We start from the raw sequence: 15,600 nt of genomic DNA, 5'->3' as shown, positions 1-15,600 counted from the left end.
TCCTGATGAACGCGCTCAAGGCCGCCTCAGGTCCGGGACGGCACCCGAGGCCACCGACGCGACGGTCCTGACGGTGACTCCGTCGCTGCTCCGGGCGTCGACAGGATCACCCTGCCGCCCGGCCGCCGGGTCCGCGCGCCCGGTGACCCGGACGGGTGCGGGGCCGGTACGTCCGGGCGGCGGGGTGCCGCCGTCGACCGGACCTGGCTCGGTAGGGTTGCCGCGAGGGTCAGGCGTCCGCCACCAGGAGCCGGTAGCCGACGTCGAAGGTGTCGAGCGCGAGCAGGTCGGACTGCCGGCGGTGCCAATGGCCCGTCGCGAGGTCGTCCGTGAGCGCCGCGAGGCCGGGGGCGACGGTGTCCTCTCCCGTCTGCGCGAACATGGAGATTCCGGCGCGCACCTGGGGGTCGAGGTAGGCGTGGGGTCTGCGCCAGTACGCCGCGCCGAACCCGTCCGTGCAGTCGTGCGGGACGTGAACGGCCTCCTGGTGTGCCCCTCCGAGCAGGGTGGCGAGCCGGTCCATCGGGACGGCCCGGCTGTCGTCGAAGGCCGCGGCCTGCGGGAGGTACTCGCGTACGAGCCAGAACCGCTCGCGGAATATCTCCTGGTCCCAGGTCAGGATGACGATACGGCGGCGCGCGACCCGGCGGAGTTCGGCGATGCCGGCCACGAGGTCGGTCCAGTGGTGGACGGTCAGCAGTGCCATGACGGCGTCGGCGGCGTTGTCGCGCAGAGGAAGGCGTTCGGCGACCGCGCAGACGGCGGGCGCGGACCCGCGCGGGCGCTGGTCGATCATGATCTGGCTGGGATCGACGGCCAGCACCGTCTGCCGCGGCTCGTAGGAACCGGTGCCCGCTCCCACGTTGATCACGGTCCCGGCGTCCCCGAGCGCCGCGTGCACCTGCGCTGCTATCCGCGGATCCGGCTGCCGGGTCCGGCCGTACGTCGCGCCGAGCGTGTCATAGATGGCCATGTTTCCCAGTATTACGAAGGAGCCGTCCTCCGTGGGACCGCTCCGCACGCCGGACTCGGCCGGGGCGGGATCGGCCGGAAGGTATCTTGTGCTGCCCCGGCTCCGCACGGACGAGCGGGTGCTGCCGGGCCGGCTCAGGAGGTCGTATGCGCGAGGCGTACTCGCCCGTCCCCGAACTGAACCTGCTCAAGGAGTTCGAGGACCGGCTCGGTCCCGTGTTCTACGCGGAGGGCTTCGAGCTGTACGAGTTCGGCGGGGACGCCGGCCTCCACACCTGGTCGGAGGATCCCGGGTTCCTCGGCAGGTTCATCCCCTTCGCGAAGGCCAACGGCTCGGGCTCGGACTACGCCCTGTGGCGGTGCGACGATCGCGCCGAACTCGCCACCCTGCCCGTCGTGTTCGTCGGCGACGAGGGCGACCTCTATGTGATCGCGCGTGACCTCAGGGAGCTGTTCCGGCTTCTCGCTCTCGACCGGGAGCCTGTCGCGGAGGGCTTCCTCGGCGCCGGGCAGGGCGAGGAGGACACCGGGGAACACAGCCAGGGGCACGCCGAGTTCCTCACCTGGCTGGACCGGACGTTCGGTCTGGGGCCGCCGGAGGATCCTGACGCGCTGTGGGAGGCGCGCAAGGAGCACGACGACCGCTTCAGGTCCTGGGCCGGGCGCTTCGCCGATCTGGGCGAGGGCTGACGGAGATCAGCTGTCGGCGGCCACCGGGGAATCGCCGGTGCCGTACAGGCGGGAGTAGGTGTCGTGCACGGCGGTGCGCCCGGCCTCCAGGGCGCTCTCCAGGAGGTCGCCCTCGCGCGCGAGACGGCCGACGACCGGGGACTCCGGGGCGGGGCGGACCGAGACGACGGCCGCGTGGTCGGCCAGCCGGGCGTCGTCCTCGGCCAGCCGTGTCTCACGGTCGAGGAACACCTGGCGCAGGGCCTGGGGTTCGCGCCGCAGCACCGTCCTCGCGATGAGCGCGGCGGAGCGCGACGGCCGGGCGGCGTCGATCACCCGCCGTGAACGCAGCACCATGACATGGGTCGCGCCCTGGGCCAGCGCGGTTCGGTACGGCACGGATTCGGAGACCCCGGCGTCGTAGAAGCGGCGCCCGCCCAGCGTCACGGGCCGGCCCGCGAGGAGCGGCAGAGAGGCGCTGGCCCGCAGTGCGCGACGCAGCTCGGCGGCGTCGCCGATGACGGGCCGCAGGTCGGTCGACTCCCCGGTCTCGGCGTCGGTGGCCAGCGGGTGGTACTCGATGTCGCTGGCGAGGATCGAGGCGAAGTCCATCGGCGCGCAGTCCTGGTCGCCGTAGCGGTAGAGGACCTCGTAGAAGGCGTGCAGGTCCACGAGCGGCTTGCCGCGCAGCGGGTTCGAGCGCCGGATCAGGGTCCTGGCGTACTTGGGTACCGCCCAGAAGCGCAGCGACTGCGGGCTCGTGCTCAGCAGCCAGGCGCCGGAAGCGGCGCCTGCGGAGGCGCCGTAGACGGCGTCGAAGCTGTTGGTGAGTCCGAGTTCGTGCAGGGCCAGGGCCATCCCGCCGGCGATGATGCCGCGCATCCCGCCGCCCTCGATGGCCAGGGCGACCCGGTGACCGTCGGTGCGTGCGCCGGGGCGGCTGCCGGTCCTCGCCCGCTCGGTGAGCACCCGCCAGACCGGATGCGGCTCCGCGGACTCGGGCGTGCCTGCGGAGTTCGTGGCGGTCGTCGTCATCGTGGTCAGGCTCCAGGGGACAGCTCGGGGGTGGTTTCGCACGCGGAGCCCAGCGGCGGGACACGAGCGCGCCCGCCGTCCGGGACCATGGCCTGGCTCCCGCGGGTCGGCCGGCCACCGGTGGCCGGGTGGGCGGCGAGACCTCCGGCCGGGTGCGGCACAGTGTGACGGCACCCCGCCCGCGCCGTGCCTTCAGCGGCCGCTGGTGACAAGCGACTGAAGAGTAACTTTACCCGTGCGGTCCGGCGGCGGGCGGTGCGGTCCGACGGCAGGCGGTGCGGTCCGACGGCAGGCGGTGCGATCCGGCGGCAGGCGGTGCGGTCCCCCTGGCGGGCCGGACCCGCCTCAGAGCTGGGCCGCCGGTTCGAGGGCTTCGACGGCCGCTGCCGCGGCGGCGGAGTCACGGCCGTAGAAGATGTCGATGTCGACCTCCTCGCCGCCCATGGTGAGGGTGTCCCAGGCACCGCTGAGCACCAGCATGCGAAGAGTCGTGCTCTCCAGGGTCCCGAGCCGTTCCAGGATCGCCTCGTCGTCCGGCATGCCCTCCATGCGGGTCGCCAGCCGCGTACGGATCCCGCGCAGCCGCTCCAGCAGCGTCGCGGTGTCGGCCTCGCGATCCGGTTCCTCGGCGATGCCGTCGATGCCGTGCGCGATGATGTCCTTGATGGCCCAGGTGGCGCCCGTGTCGTCGGTGGTCACCATCGCCTTCCAGGCGCGGCTCTTGTGGCGGTACTGGAGCATCGACATGGCCGCCTCGTGGCGCAGGAAGTCCGCGTCCCGGAAGGGCTTGCCGTTCCACGCCCCGTTGAGGGACCGCGCGAGCGAGATCGCCGAGGCGAGGCCGCTGTTGAGACCCCGGCCCGGCCAGAAGTGGATGGCGTTGGCGGCGTCGCCCAGGAGGAAGCCGTACGTCCCGGTGGAGTTGGCGGTGGGCGGCAGCAACTCGGCGGTGAATCGCGGGCGTTGGACCATGTCGAGGCGGAACGAGGTGACCGCGCTCAGTGCGCCCGGCTCGACGCCGAACAGCCGCAGCCCTTCGCCGACCCGCTTCCACAGGGCGGAGCCCCTGATCAGGGCCGGCAGGAACAGGGTGCTGTGCGTGGAGCAGCGGTAGTCGCCGTGCTCGTCGCGCCCCATGAGGCAGGGACGGGAGGCGATGCACTCCTCGAAGACGCGGCGCACCGGATCGATGCCGACGACCTCCGCGATCTCCGCGTCCGTGAGACGCATGTTGAGGAAGCCCTCGCCGCGCAGGGAGTTCAGCAGGAAGCGGTTCTGTCCGACGGTCAGCAGGACCGCCATGGGGTCGGCCAGACCGGATTTCACGCGCAGGCCGAGGACGACGTCCTGGAGGTGGCGGCCGTCCAGCGAGTAGATGGATTCGTCCGCCTTGCCGAACTTGGCGGCGAAGTGTTCGCGCGTGTGCGACCGTCCGCCGTCGCAGATGGCGAGGACCTGCTGATCGGCCAGGGTGTCCAGCTGCTCCTCGACGCTGAAGCGGGCGGGTACGAGCCGGATCCGGCTCCGCTTCTCGTTCGCCACCTCGAGGAGCCGGTCCTCGATGTAGGCGATCCGCAGGTTGCGCGGGTGGTGGTCGCCGATGGAGTCGGGGCCCGAGGGCCACATCTCGGTGTAGCTGTCCGGGTCGAAGAGCCGGGCCTGCACCTCCTCGGGCAGACTGAGGTACTGGCGGCTCTGTACGGTCACCACCTGCTGGCGCCGTACGTTGCCCTGGCTCTCGTCCTTCCAGACGATCTTGCGGCCCTGCTTGCGCCACCGGCCGTCGTAGACGGTGATGTTCACCTGGGCCCCGAGGAAGTGCTCCAGGAGCAGCGCGAGGGACAGGCCGACGGGGCCGCCGCCCGCTATGGTGACCCGCAGCACGGGCCCGTGTTCGGTCTCCTCCTCACCGCAGGTCAGTGACCTGGGCAAGGAGAGCGCCATGATGGTCTCCATGGCGTCCGCGACCTCGAAGCGGAACTCCTGGTCGCCGATGCTGATGTCGTCCCCGGCCTTGAGGAGCCGGGAGTCGATCTCCTCGCCGTTCACCAGCGTGCCGTTGCTGCTTCCGCAGTCGCGCAGCACATAGCCCTGGGTGTCGTCCAGGACGATCTCCGCGTGGAAGCGCGAGACGCTCGGGCTGGAGAGCACGACGGTGTTCTCGGGGTTGCGCCCGAACGTGGCCCGGGTGCCGATCACCGGTATCCGCTCTCCGGCCAGCAGTCCTTCGCGTCCAACAAGCACCGGCGCCACTGGACTTCCTCCCCAGGCTCGACGACATTGCTGCTGCCGCGGCGCCACTCCCGTGCACGCGCCCGCGCGGACGTGACCGGGCGGACGTGCGACGAAGGGGCGGGACGGCATTCGCTCGACGTACGGGAACGGTGAACGGTTCAGTCCGACAACGGTGTTGGGTCGCTCGACCGGTACGGATGCCCCATCATGCCCGATTCCGGAGGCTTTCGGGAGAGGCTGTCGGGCGTCGATCGCAGGGACAATGGCCGGGCCCGGTGGGGCCGCCCGGCAGCGTCCTCCGCGGCGTCCGGGCGACAGCGAGCCGCACATGTGTCAGGCGATGAGGAAGTCCGCTCGCCCTTCCTTGGCGGCGCCGACGAACTCGGCGAACACCGACGAGGGACAGATGAGGGCCGGGCCGTCCGGGTCCGTCGACTGTCTGACGGCCACGACGCCGCCGCCGAGATTCTTGATCTCGACGCAGCCTCCGTCACCGCCGGCGCTCCAGGGCATGCTCCACCCCTGGGTTCCCAGCTCTTCGGCGGCGTTCACGGCGTGCTTCATCGTTCCGTCTCCTTGCGGAGGTCCACCAGCGACTCCCTGGTGGACCGCGTCGTACTCACGTCTCACGCCTCATCGACCCCCTGGACGCGGAGCAGTCTGTCATGACCTTCCCCCTCGGGGACAGGTCTGCCGATCCCCCGCGCCACCATGCGCGGCCCCGAACTCCGCGCGCGCCCACGGGAGTTGTCCGGTGTGACCGGTGTTCCTCGACGCCGGCCCCGCACATCGGCCAGCTCCGCACGCCCCGGCCCGGCGGGCCGGAGATCAAGGACGACTTCCCGGTGCCGTGGCGATGAACCAGCCCGTCCCGGGAAGCGAGACCGCACCCGTGGCGGAATCGACGGAAGCATCACCCGCGACAGAGGTCCACTCGGCGGCCGGAAGTCGGGCGGCGGCCGGGGCGGGGCCGAAGTTGAGGACCACCGCGAGGGTGGGGCCGCCGTCGGGCGCGCCCAGGGTGTAGCCGAGGACGGTGTCGTCGAGCGAGTGGATCCGGGTCCTGGCCCGTACGAGCCAGGGGTGACGGCGGCGCACCCCCACCAGGGTCTGGTGCAGCCGCTGCACGTCCAGCCCCTCGGCACCGAGGTCCGACGGGGAGGCGGGAAACGCGGGACGGATGGCGTCGTCCCCGCCCGCGCGGTCCTCCTTGACTCCCTGACGGGCCCGCTCGTCCCCCGCGTAGACGGACGGTGTCCCCCCGACGGTGAACAGCACGGCGAGCGCGAGGGCCAGGTGCCGGGGCTCCTCCAGTCGGCTGGCGAGACGGGTGACGTCGTGGTTGCCGACGAACGTCTGCGGCGCGAACGTGTCGATCATGGTGTTGTGGCGCTTGAGCGCCCAGGCCAGTTCGTGCGGATTGCGGTCGTTGAGCGAGCTCCAGATCGCCTTCCACAGCTCGTACTGCGTCACGGTGTCCAGGCCGCCCTCGACGACGTACGCCGTGTAGTCGCCGTGGATCACCTCGCCGCTGAACCAGGCCCCGGGGTGACGTGTCCTGACCCGGTCCGTGACGGTGCGCCAGAAGGGCAGGGGAACCGCGTAGGCCGCGTCCAGCCGCCAGCCGTCGACGCCCCGGTCGAGCCAGTGGTCAAGGGCGTCGACGACATGATCGGCGACCGCGGGCGATGCGTGGTTCAGCGTGACGAGACGCCGGTGCCCCTCGAAGGTCCGGAAGTCGTCGCCCTCGGGGACGAACCAGTCCGCGTACGGGGAGGCCGAACCGCGCCGTTCCACGTCGGCGAACGGCGCGAAGGATCTGCCGACGTGGTTGAAGACGCCGTCGAGCAGGACGCGGACCCCGCGCGACGCGGCACGGTCGACGAGTTCGGCGAGATCGGCCTCGGTGCCCAGGCGGGGATCGACGCGGAAGTGGTCGGTCGTGTCGTAGCCGTGGGTCTCGGACGCGAAGACGGGCCCCAGGGCGAGCCCGTTGCAGCCGAGTCCGACCAGATGGTCCAGCCAGTCGCAGAGGACCGGCAGCCGGTGCCGCACGGGCTCGCCCGCGGGCAGGGCGTCCGGCTCCGCGCCGAGGAAGGTCAAGGGATGGACGTGCCACCAGATGGCGTGGTCGGGCCAGGACACGGGAGCCTCCGTCAGCGGGGTCGGGTCGTGGAGCCGGGCACGGCGGTCGGGGAGTCGGCGAGGCGGTTCATCAGGCGGGCGGCGAGCAGGAGCACCTGGCGCTCCGTCTCGGTGAGATCGACGAGGGCGATGTCGAGCCAGGCGTCGCGCTGAGCCATGTCACGGGCGAGGGCGGCGCGGCCCTCCTCGGTCAGCCGCACCACGCGCTGCCGCCCGTCCTGCGTGTCACGCGTCCTGCTGATCAGGCCTTCCTGTTCGAGGTCGGCGAAGACCCGGGTCAGGGACTGCGGCTGCTGGTGGTCGGCGGCGGCGAGGGCGCCGGCCGACATCGGGCCGTTGCGGCGCAGGTGACCGAGGATGCTGCTCTTGTTCAGGCTGAGGCCGTCCGCGGGGCGCTCCGCGCTGAGCCTGCGGGCGAGCCGGATGACGCCTTGACGGATCTCGGCCGACGCGCGGCCGTCCCGCCGCGCGGCCCCGGACGGCTCCGCCCGCTCCGCGTCCCTGTCCTCGTGCTCTGTCCACTCTCCCACCACATCGCTAAGGTATCACTTACGATTCGACGGGCGAACGAGTTTCAGGATGGCCTTTTTCAGCACCTGTTTCAGCAGCTTCTTGGCGGTGATTCTACGTGGTGCGTAGTTTTATGGGATCGACACGCCGTGCGCTGCACTTCGATCCGCGTGGCACGTACCTGCGTACGACTGCCGTCAGCATGGCGACGGTGCTGGGTGTGTACGGCCTCGCGCTGCTCGTCGAGCACGAGGCCGGGCTGCGGGTGGACAGCGTGGTGCGGGCCGTGGTGATCGCCTCGGCGCTGGGCCGCGTCCAGCGCCTCTTCGACCGGACGGACCGGCTGGTGGCCTGTGTCGTGCTGCCGGGCGCGGCAGCGGCGGGCGCGGAGCTGAGCACCCTGATCGAGCGCCACCACCTCGCGGGTGACACGGCGTTCGTCGTGGGAGTCGCGGGGGCGATCTGGGTGCGCCGGTTCGGTGCCCGCGCCGCGCGAGCGGGCACGCTCGTCGTGCTGCCGCTGATCGCGGTGCTGGTGGTGCCCGCTGGGGCGGTGCAGGTGGGCGGCCACGAGCAGACCGCCTGGGCAGCCGTGACGGCGCTCGCGGCTGTCGTCTGGGGAACCGTGGTGACCTGGGCGGCGCAGCGCGCCGGATGCGTGCCCCGGCCGCCGTCCGCGAAGGTGACCACGGCACCCGGCGCCCCTCGGCACGGCCCGGCCCCGAGCACCCGGATGGCCGCGCAGACGGCGGCGGCGCTGACCGCCGCGTTCGCGGTCGGCCGGAATCTGTGGCCGGACCACTGGACGTGGGTCGTCCTGACGGCGTTCCTGGTGTGCGGCGGCGCGCGCAGCCGGGGCGACGTCCTGGTCAAGGGGGCCTGGCGCACGCTCGGCGCCGCGGCCGGCACCGTGGTGGCGACGGCCGTCTCCGGCCAGTTCGGGCCAAGGTCGGACACCGCCGTGGTCGTCATCTTCGTCGTCCTCGCCGTGGCCACCTGGCTGCGTGAACTCAGCTACGCGTACTGGGCGGGCTGCGTCACCGCCGTGCTCTCGCTGCTCTACGACTGGTTCGGAGAGAGCCCCGGGGACCTGCTGCACACCCGGCCGGCCGGGATCGCGGTCGGCGCGGTCCTCGGCGTGGCGGCTTCCTGGCTCGTCCTGCCCATACGGACGGAGGCGGTGGTACGGGCCCGTACGGCGGCGGCGCTCTCGGGGCTCGGCGAGTTGATGGAGGCCGACTGGCACGACGGTCAGGCGGTCCGCAGGGCACGGGCCCGATTCGCCTACCGCGTCGAGCAGTTGGCGACCGCGACGGCTCCCCTGCGGATCCTGGCCGCGGCGCCCGTCCCCCGGGCGCTGTCCGACCGGTGGCATCCGGCCCCCTTCGCGTTCCGGTCCCTGACGGCGCTACGGGGCTGCGCCGACCCGGTCGACGACCTCACCGAGGCCATCGCATCGGCCCCTGCCGCGCTGACCGCCGACCCCGCCGTCACCCGGGGCCGCGCCCGGATCGCGGCGCACACCCTCACCGTACGGCGGTCGATCGGCCGTCGCCCGACACCGGCGGACGCCACGGAACCGACCGCGCGCCGGCGCTTCCGAACACCCGAGCCGCCCACCCCGGCCAACCGCTTCGTCCCACCCACCCTGGCCGCCCTCGACACCATCGAAACCCAACTGGAGCTGATCGGCGCCCTGTTCGGCCCGCCACCGGCACACACCCCGGAGACGCCGACGACGGCGGCAAGGACCGGCTGAAGGCTTTCACCCACCGGGTGGGACTTCGCCCGCGTGTTCTGCGACGTGCTCCCGCCGTCCGGCTGGAACATCGACCGGGAGGGCCGCCAGGACACCAGCGATGAGTTTCGTCGCTCGCGGTGGTCCCCGTCATGCAGGGTGGAGCGAGCGGAAGCGAGGGCGAACGTGTTTGTCTTGGTTCCAGGGGCCGGGGGTGCGGCCTGGTACTGGCATCGTGTGGTGGCCGAGCTGCGGGCGAGGGGGCACGAGGCCGTCGCGGTCGACCTGCCCGGCGCCGACGAGTCGTCGGGACTGCCCCAGTACGCCGACGCCGTGGTCGAGGCGATCGGCGATCACCCCGATGCGGTGCTGGTCGCGCAGTCGATGGGCGGTTTCACGGCGCCGATGGTGTGCGCCCGCGTTCCGGTCGGGCTGCTGGTGCTCGTCAACGCGATGGTGCCGCTGCCGGGTGAGACGCCCGGACAGTGGTGGGGCGCCACCGGCTCGGAGCGGGCCCGCGTCGCCGCCGCCGAAGCGGGCGGATACGGCACCGAGTTCGATCTCGACACCTACTTCCTGCACGACGTCCCGCCCGAGATCGCCGCCGCAGGGGCCGAGCATCAGCGGCCGGAGGCCGACGTCGCCTTCAACCAGCCCTGTGACATCGAGCGTTGGCCCGACACCACCACACGGGTGCTCGCCGCGGCCGGGGACCGGTTCTTCCCCGTGGACTTCCAGCGCCGGGTGGCCCGGGACCGCCTCGGGATCGAGGCCGAGACGATCCCCGGCGGACACCTGGCCGCGCTGTCGCACCCCTCCCAGCTCGTGGACCGGCTGGTCGAACGGCTGCCGTGAGGCCGGTAGGTTCGATCGTCCCCCGCCGCTCAGCGGGTACGGGACTCACGCACAGGGAGCTGCTCGCATGGCCTCGGTCCACCGCACGACGATGACGCCCACCAAGCTCGACCTGCTCACCCGCTGGCTGCCGAGCCGGAGTTGGTACGCGGGCGGCGCCGAGAAGCCGGAGCTGGTGAAGGCGGGCGGCTTCCGGCTCGACGATCCGGAAGGTGAGGTCGGGATCGAGTTCATGGTCGTGGTGGACACCGGCCCGGCGGACCCGGTGACGTATCTCGTGCCTATGGGCTACCGCGGGGCGCCGAGGGAAGGCGCCGCCGAAGAGACGCTGATCGGGACCTCCGAACACGGGGTGCTGGGGACCCGGTGGATCTACGACGGCGCGCACGACCCGGTGGTGACGGCCCGGCTGCACGCGCTCCTGCGCGGTGAGGCGACGCCGCAGCACCAGTCCGAGAGCGACACCCCCGACCCGACCGTCACCGTGCGCGGAAACGCACCCGGATACGCCCACGGAGCCGGTACCGCGCTCGACGTCGGCCTCGTCCGGGTCCTGCGACCGGAGGAAGAGGCGCCGTCACCGTCCTGGTGCCTGGTCGCCGGGTGGACCCGGCCCGACGGGACCTCGGTGCGCGGGGTGTTCGCGACCGCCGCGCCCCGGCACGAGGCCGTCCCGCGGGGGTAGCCGTACGGTCCCGTGGAGCCGTGGTTTCCCGGCCGAGCGGCGAAACGTATCCCCCCGGCAGGAAGCTCGTTGAAGTGGTCAGCGCGCAAACGCCCCCGACGGATGCGCGACACGTGAGGGCCCGAATCCCTGCCCGGTCTCGGGCCCTCACCCCCCTCCCCCACCTCCTGTCGCCCGCAGGGCGAGGCGTCCGCCGCCGGGACGTGCCATGATCCGGACCCATGAACTCGTCGCATCCGCCCCTGGTCCGGGCCGCCGCCCGCAACAACGCCGAGTGGTGTGCGGCGATGAGCCGATCCCACGGTGTCGAGGGCGAGTCGAGGGAGCAGGCGTGGGCCGCCCCTGCCCGCACCCCGATGTACTACCCGGACGCCGTGACGCTGGTGCCCGGCGCCGATCCGGCCGCGCTCCTCGCCCGGATCGACACCGCCGCACCCGGCGCCTCCGTCAAGGACAGCTTCGCCGACCTCGACCTGACGGACGCCGGCTTCCGGGTTCTGTTCGACGCGCGGTGGATCCACCGCCCGGCGAGCGAACCCGCCGGACCCGCCGATCTCGACTGGTCCGTGGCAGGCGACACCGACACCCTGCGGGCGTGGGCGCTCGCCTGGGACGACGGGAACGGGGACGCGCGTCTGTTCCGCCCCGAACTGCTCGACGACCCGGCCACGTTCGTGCTCGCGGGACGCTCCGCCGACGGTCGGACGGCCGCCGGAGCGGTCGCGAGCCTCGGCGATCACGTGGTCGGTGTCTCCAACGTCTTCGCGCGCGACGGGGGCCCGGACGCGGCATGGCCGGGCGTGCTGCACACGGTCCACTCGCTGTTCCCCGGCCTGCCCGTCGTCGGCTACGAGCACGGCGACGACCTGGCGGCCGCCCTGCGCCACGGCTTCGAACCCATCGGCCCGCTGCGCGTCTGGATCCGTCCGGGACAGAACTGACCCAGACGGTACGGACCTGGGCGGTACGGGCTGGCCGGTACGGGCCTGAACGCTGCGATCCTGACTGGCGGGACCCGGCTGGCCGGTACGGGCCCGAACGCTGCGATCCTGACGGCCGGACCCGGGCGGGACCCGGCCGGCCGGTACGAGTCTGGACGGTGCGAGCCGGACTGATGGGACCCGGGCGGGACAGCCGGATCGCCGCGGCTACGAAGCCTCGCCCGCCAGCCGCTGCGCCGCCCGCTCCCCGCGCCGCTCCACCGGCTCGACCCCCCAGGCCTCGCCCAGACCGGTCGGCGGCATGTCGACGTAGACCGATTCGTACGAACCCGCCGGGACGATGTACGTCTCGTGCCAGATACCGACGCTGCCGTTGCTGTTCCGCAGTCGGCGGTTGAACTCCGCCCACGCGGGACGATGCTGCCCAGCCTGGTCGGAGGCGTAGGCGAGCAGCTTCTCCCGCGACTCCCAGTACTGAACGACGGTGAACACACGCGGACCGCCGCTCAGCCCCCGGTATCCGAGGAACCCGCTGTCCTTGTCGATCGAGAGCTCCTTGATCATGCGCGGCATCGCCTTCAGCGTGGGGAGCCAGTGGCGGACGGCCCGCCAGCGGTTGATCCGCATGCCGATGAGAAAGACGACGATCTCCCCCTCGGCGGCGGCCGTCACCCGTCGCCCGGATGTCGGTGCATTACCCATGAGATTCCCCGTTCCCGTGTTGGATAGTGGCACGATCCATGCTTGGATAGTGTCACTGTCCGATGGAGGGTGCAAGAGCATGCGGCTGGCGGAGCTGAGTGAGCGCAGCGGGGTGTCCACCGCCACGATCAAGTACTACCTGCGCGAAGGACTGCTCCAGCCCGGACGCCGGATCTCCGCCACCCAGGCCGAATACGGCGAGGACCATCTGCGGCGGCTGCGCCTGGTGCGGGCGCTCATCCAGATCGGCGGGATCTCGGTGTCCGACGCCCGCGAGGTGATCGCCGCCGCGGAGGACGAGTCGCTCGACCACCACCTGCGGCTGGGCGCGGCGACCCGCTCACTGCCGTGCGCCGAGCGGCCTTCGGAGGACGATCCGGCGGTGGCGACCGCCTGCCGCTCGGTGGAGGCGCTGCTGGAGCGGCTCGGCTGGTCCTGCGACCCCGGCGTGAATCTGCTCAACCCCGCCCACCGGCGGCTCATCGACTCGGTCGCCGCGCTGGTCCGGCTCGGCTATCCCTGCGACACCGAGCAACTGCTGCCGTACGGGCGGCTGGCAGCTCAACTGGCCGTCACCGATCTGGATCTGATTGAGAGTCAGCCGACCGCGACCGAGCAGATCGAGGCGGCCGTCGCGCTCACCGTGCTGTACGAACCGGTGCTGCTGAGTCTGCGCCGGATGGCCCACGCGGAGGAATCGGCCCGGCGGTTCTGAGGGACCCCGCGACGCGAAAGGCCGCCGGGACCCCGGCCGGCCCCGCCAAGGGGCTCGGCCCGCCGGGACCCGGCGGCCTTCGACACGACGGTACGTCGGTCACTGCGCGGCGCCGTCCCGGCGCCGTCGCCCCGCGCGAGCACCGGGGCGAACGGCGGTCGGCGTGCGCTCAGTTCAGCTTGCGGCACAGCAGCGCCGCCGGGCCCTGACTGGAGCCGAAGCGGGTCGTGAAGGCGATTCCGGCGGCGTACTCGTCGTCGGCGCACTGGCCCTTGTAGTCGCCGTTCGCGAAGTCGCCTCCGGCCGCCCCGGCGGGCCGGGTGTCGGAGCGGTCGAACCAGACGGTCCGGCCGGCGCCCGCGAGCGATGCCCTCGCCGGAACACACAGGGCCGCGGACGTCCGGCCGCCACGACGGCTGTACCCGATGAGGAAGTTCCCGGCGGGACACTGCAACTTGGTGTACCCGGAGGCCCAGTCGCCGCCGGAGGGAACGTAACGCTCGTCGGTGACGACCGTCTGGGCCGTGGCGGTGGAGCGGAGGTCACCGGTCGAGACATCGGTGCACAGCGCGCGGACCCCGCTGTGGCCGAGTCCGATCAGCCGCTCCCCGTCGGGACACGCGGCCTTGGAGGCGCCCGAGTCCCAGTCGCCGCCCGAACGCACCCGCAGGGACTGCACATAGTCGCCGTGATCGGTGGCGAGCATGTTCCAGCCGGGCACGGAGGCGACGGAGCCGGTGCGGGTCGGGGCCGTCATGAGCCGGTTCCAGGCGGTGCCGCGCCAGTCGGACCCGTCGAGGATCCCGGACCGGTTGCCGGCCGTGTCGTAGCGCAGCAGCGACCAGTCGTCGTGACCTTCCCAGGCGACCAGGGGCCAGTAGGCGAAGTCGACGTCGTGGTCGGCGAAGTAGTCGGTGATGTTGCCGAACCAGGTCCGGGCCGCCGCGCCCGTCTCACCGGCGCCGATGCCGAACTCGCTGATCCAGACGGGCGCGGTGAAGTGCTGGTTGGCCTCCGAGGAGACGAAGAAGGCCTGGTCGTTGAGGACTTGGTAGAGCTGGTCGCGGGTGAGGTCCTGGTAGCGGGCGTCGTGGGTCTCGCCGATTCCGGTCGCTCCGCTGTGGTTGGGGCCGGTGTATCCGTAGAAGTGGGCGGAGTAGACCAGCTTGTGGGAGGCGACGAGGGTGTGGGACAGGTGACGGACGGGGGTGAGGGTGGGGCGGCCGTGCGGCAGGCCGTCCACGGGCAGACCGGTCCAGTTGATCCCCTCGATGACGATGAGGAGGTTCGGATTGGCCTCGGAGAGGATGCGGTCCCCGGCGAGCTGGGCGGCCGCGTACCAGTCGTGGGCGTCCCCCAGGCCCCAGTTGGGGTCGTCCAGTACGTCACGGCGTACCTCGTTGTAGAGGTCGGCGCCCACCACCCGCGGGTCACCGGCGTAGCGACGGGCCATGAAGACCCAGTCGTCCGCCCACTGCTGCGTGGACTGGCTGCTGTTCCACCGCTCGTTGCCGTCGACACCGCAGCACCAGCGTGAGGTGTTGGTGTGGTTGTTGAGGATGACGGCGAACCCGCTCCCGGTGAGGGCGGAGACCACGGCGTCGTAGACCTGAAGGGGTGTCTTGCCGCGCAGCCCTGGGTTGGCCGTGACCGCGACGTCCGGCACGGGTGTCGTCGCATGGATCATGGCGTTGGAGAAGGGCAGCCGGATGCTGTTGATGCCCAGCCGGTGGAAGTCGTCGAGGAGTTGGGGCAGCGACGCACGGTCCAGACCGAGCGGGATGCCGTAGGAGTCCTGCCCCGCGTGATGGTTGGCCGGGTCGTCGATGCTGCTGCTGCCCGTCCAGGAGCCCTGTGCGCCGTCCCAGTTGGCCGACTTGAGCCGGAACCGGTTGCCGTCGGCGTCCACGATGTACCGCCCGCGGGTGGACAGTGGCGCCCGCCATGTCTCGGCCGCGGGAGCGGCGACGGTGGCTCCCCGCGCGCCTTCGGCGGGATCGGAGGTGGCGGCGACCGCTCCGGGAGCCGTGGCCAGCAGCAGGAGAGCCGCTGTCGCTAATGTCAGGTACTTGCCAAATCTGAGGGTGGGCATCGGACCTCTGTGAGGGGTGTCGGTACGCGAACGTGCGGGTCGGTTCACGCTGACCTGCTCCGAACGGGGTGGACCCAGGGCTCGTGACCGTGACGACGCACGACGGCCGTCACGGGCGCTTCATCCCTCCCGCTGACCGCAGGCGGAGACCTGAGACTAGCGCCAAGGCGGACCCCGGGCGATGGTTCCGGTCAGGCGTGACACTCGGCACAGCCGGCACCCGCGCCGAGCCATGAACAACCCTGCCGTCAGAGGTGGTTCATGGCTCGACCGCGCGGCCGCCCGATCACACCGTCACCTGGTCAC

At 72.0% G+C, this 15,600-nt stretch carries 14 protein-coding genes; 6 read left to right on the top strand and 8 right to left on the bottom strand.

All coding sequences use genetic code 11. From position 1 onward, the window contains the following. Nucleotides 1–229: 229 nt before the first annotated feature. Nucleotides 230–973: a methyltransferase domain-containing protein gene (locus WJM95_RS31395; protein WP_339133867.1), complete on the bottom strand. Its 744-nt coding sequence runs from the start codon at nt 971–973 to the stop codon at nt 230–232. A 146-nt stretch (nt 974–1,119) separates the two neighbouring features. Here WJM95_RS31395 and WJM95_RS31390 point away from each other — a divergent pair, with 146 nt between their 5' ends. Then, a complete protein-coding gene (locus tag WJM95_RS31390) occupies nt 1,120–1,662 on the top strand; it encodes a hypothetical protein (protein WP_339133865.1) in 543 nt (180 codons plus the stop codon). Between the two features lie 6 nt (nt 1,663–1,668). On the opposite strand, the gene WJM95_RS31385 is transcribed toward WJM95_RS31390, so the two are convergent. The 5 genes from WJM95_RS31385 to WJM95_RS31365 all read right to left on the bottom strand — a co-directional run bounded on the left by WJM95_RS31385 (nt 1,669) and on the right by WJM95_RS31365 (nt 7,586). Beyond that, the gene (locus WJM95_RS31385) at nt 1,669–2,676 is read right to left on the bottom strand and encodes a patatin-like phospholipase family protein (RefSeq protein ID WP_339133864.1); all 1,008 of its coding nucleotides are present in this window, start codon (nt 2,674–2,676) and stop codon (nt 1,669–1,671) included. 345 nt (nt 2,677–3,021) lie between these two features. Continuing rightward, nucleotides 3,022–4,920, bottom strand: coding sequence for an FHA domain-containing protein (locus tag WJM95_RS31380; protein ID WP_339133862.1), 1,899 nt, complete (start codon nt 4,918–4,920; stop codon nt 3,022–3,024). A 324-nt stretch (nt 4,921–5,244) separates the two neighbouring features. After that, nucleotides 5,245–5,475: a DUF397 domain-containing protein gene (locus WJM95_RS31375; protein ID WP_339133860.1), complete on the bottom strand. Its 231-nt coding sequence runs from the start codon at nt 5,473–5,475 to the stop codon at nt 5,245–5,247. 264 nt (nt 5,476–5,739) lie between these two features. Continuing rightward, nucleotides 5,740–7,056, bottom strand: coding sequence for an alpha-amylase family protein (locus WJM95_RS31370; protein ID WP_339133858.1), 1,317 nt, complete (start codon nt 7,054–7,056; stop codon nt 5,740–5,742). Nucleotides 7,057–7,067: 11 nt separating this feature from the next. Next, the gene (locus WJM95_RS31365) at nt 7,068–7,586 is read right to left on the bottom strand and encodes a MarR family transcriptional regulator (RefSeq protein ID WP_339133856.1); all 519 of its coding nucleotides are present in this window, start codon (nt 7,584–7,586) and stop codon (nt 7,068–7,070) included. 113 nt (nt 7,587–7,699) lie between these two features. Between WJM95_RS31365 and WJM95_RS31360 the strand changes: the two genes are divergently transcribed. From WJM95_RS31360 to WJM95_RS31345, 4 genes are all read left to right on the top strand, one after another. After that, a complete protein-coding gene (locus tag WJM95_RS31360) occupies nt 7,700–9,325 on the top strand; it encodes an FUSC family protein (protein WP_339133854.1) in 1,626 nt (541 codons plus the stop codon). Nucleotides 9,326–9,463: 138 nt separating this feature from the next. Beyond that, complete coding sequence (locus tag WJM95_RS31355; RefSeq protein ID WP_339133852.1) at nt 9,464–10,159, top strand: alpha/beta hydrolase; 696 nt, start codon at nt 9,464–9,466, stop codon at nt 10,157–10,159. A 67-nt stretch (nt 10,160–10,226) separates the two neighbouring features. Continuing rightward, nucleotides 10,227–10,844, top strand: coding sequence for a 1,4-alpha-glucan branching protein (locus WJM95_RS31350; RefSeq protein ID WP_339133850.1), 618 nt, complete (start codon nt 10,227–10,229; stop codon nt 10,842–10,844). A gap of 221 nt (nt 10,845–11,065) precedes the next feature. Beyond that, nucleotides 11,066–11,785: a hypothetical protein gene (locus WJM95_RS31345; protein ID WP_339133848.1), complete on the top strand. Its 720-nt coding sequence runs from the start codon at nt 11,066–11,068 to the stop codon at nt 11,783–11,785. A gap of 207 nt (nt 11,786–11,992) precedes the next feature. Here the strand turns inward: WJM95_RS31345 and WJM95_RS31340 are convergent, their stop codons facing one another. Next, nucleotides 11,993–12,487 carry a DUF4188 domain-containing protein gene (locus WJM95_RS31340; RefSeq protein WP_339133846.1) on the bottom strand — a complete coding sequence of 165 codons (495 nt, stop codon included), beginning with the start codon at nt 12,485–12,487 and terminating at the stop codon, nt 11,993–11,995. A 79-nt stretch (nt 12,488–12,566) separates the two neighbouring features. Here WJM95_RS31340 and WJM95_RS31335 point away from each other — a divergent pair, with 79 nt between their 5' ends. Then, on the top strand, nt 12,567–13,202 hold the full coding sequence (locus WJM95_RS31335; protein ID WP_339133844.1) for a MerR family transcriptional regulator: 636 nt from the start codon (nt 12,567–12,569) through the stop codon (nt 13,200–13,202). Between the two features lie 169 nt (nt 13,203–13,371). On the opposite strand, the gene WJM95_RS31330 is transcribed toward WJM95_RS31335, so the two are convergent. Then, entirely contained in the window at nt 13,372–15,294 is a 1,923-nt protein-coding gene (locus WJM95_RS31330) for a cellulase family glycosylhydrolase (RefSeq protein ID WP_339133843.1), read from the bottom strand. Between the last annotated feature and the right edge of the window lie 306 nt (nt 15,295–15,600).

This window comes from Streptomyces sp. f51 (genome assembly GCF_037940415.1).
In the GTDB taxonomy this organism is placed as follows: Bacteria; Actinomycetota; Actinomycetes; order Streptomycetales; family Streptomycetaceae; genus Streptomyces.
This window is presented reverse-complemented; position numbering and strand designations above follow the sequence as displayed.

Bases quoted from the DNA above. Each gene is read 5' to 3' on its own strand.
- WJM95_RS31395 (WP_339133867.1), bottom strand. From the start codon at position 973: ATGGCCATCTATGACACGCTCGGCGCGACGTACGGCCGGACCCGGCAG.
- WJM95_RS31390 (WP_339133865.1), top strand. From the start codon at position 1,120: ATGCGCGAGGCGTACTCGCCCGTCCCCGAACTGAACCTGCTCAAGGAG.
- WJM95_RS31385 (WP_339133864.1), bottom strand. From the start codon at position 2,676: ATGACGACGACCGCCACGAACTCCGCAGGCACGCCCGAGTCCGCGGAG.
- WJM95_RS31375 (WP_339133860.1), bottom strand. From the start codon at position 5,475: ATGAAGCACGCCGTGAACGCCGCCGAAGAGCTGGGAACCCAGGGGTGG.
- WJM95_RS31360 (WP_339133854.1), top strand. From the start codon at position 7,700: ATGGGATCGACACGCCGTGCGCTGCACTTCGATCCGCGTGGCACGTAC.
- WJM95_RS31350 (WP_339133850.1), top strand. From the start codon at position 10,227: ATGGCCTCGGTCCACCGCACGACGATGACGCCCACCAAGCTCGACCTG.
- WJM95_RS31345 (WP_339133848.1), top strand. From the start codon at position 11,066: ATGAACTCGTCGCATCCGCCCCTGGTCCGGGCCGCCGCCCGCAACAAC.
- WJM95_RS31340 (WP_339133846.1), bottom strand. From the start codon at position 12,487: ATGGGTAATGCACCGACATCCGGGCGACGGGTGACGGCCGCCGCCGAG.
- WJM95_RS31335 (WP_339133844.1), top strand. From the start codon at position 12,567: ATGCGGCTGGCGGAGCTGAGTGAGCGCAGCGGGGTGTCCACCGCCACG.
- WJM95_RS31330 (WP_339133843.1), bottom strand. From the start codon at position 15,294: ATGCCCACCCTCAGATTTGGCAAGTACCTGACATTAGCGACAGCGGCT.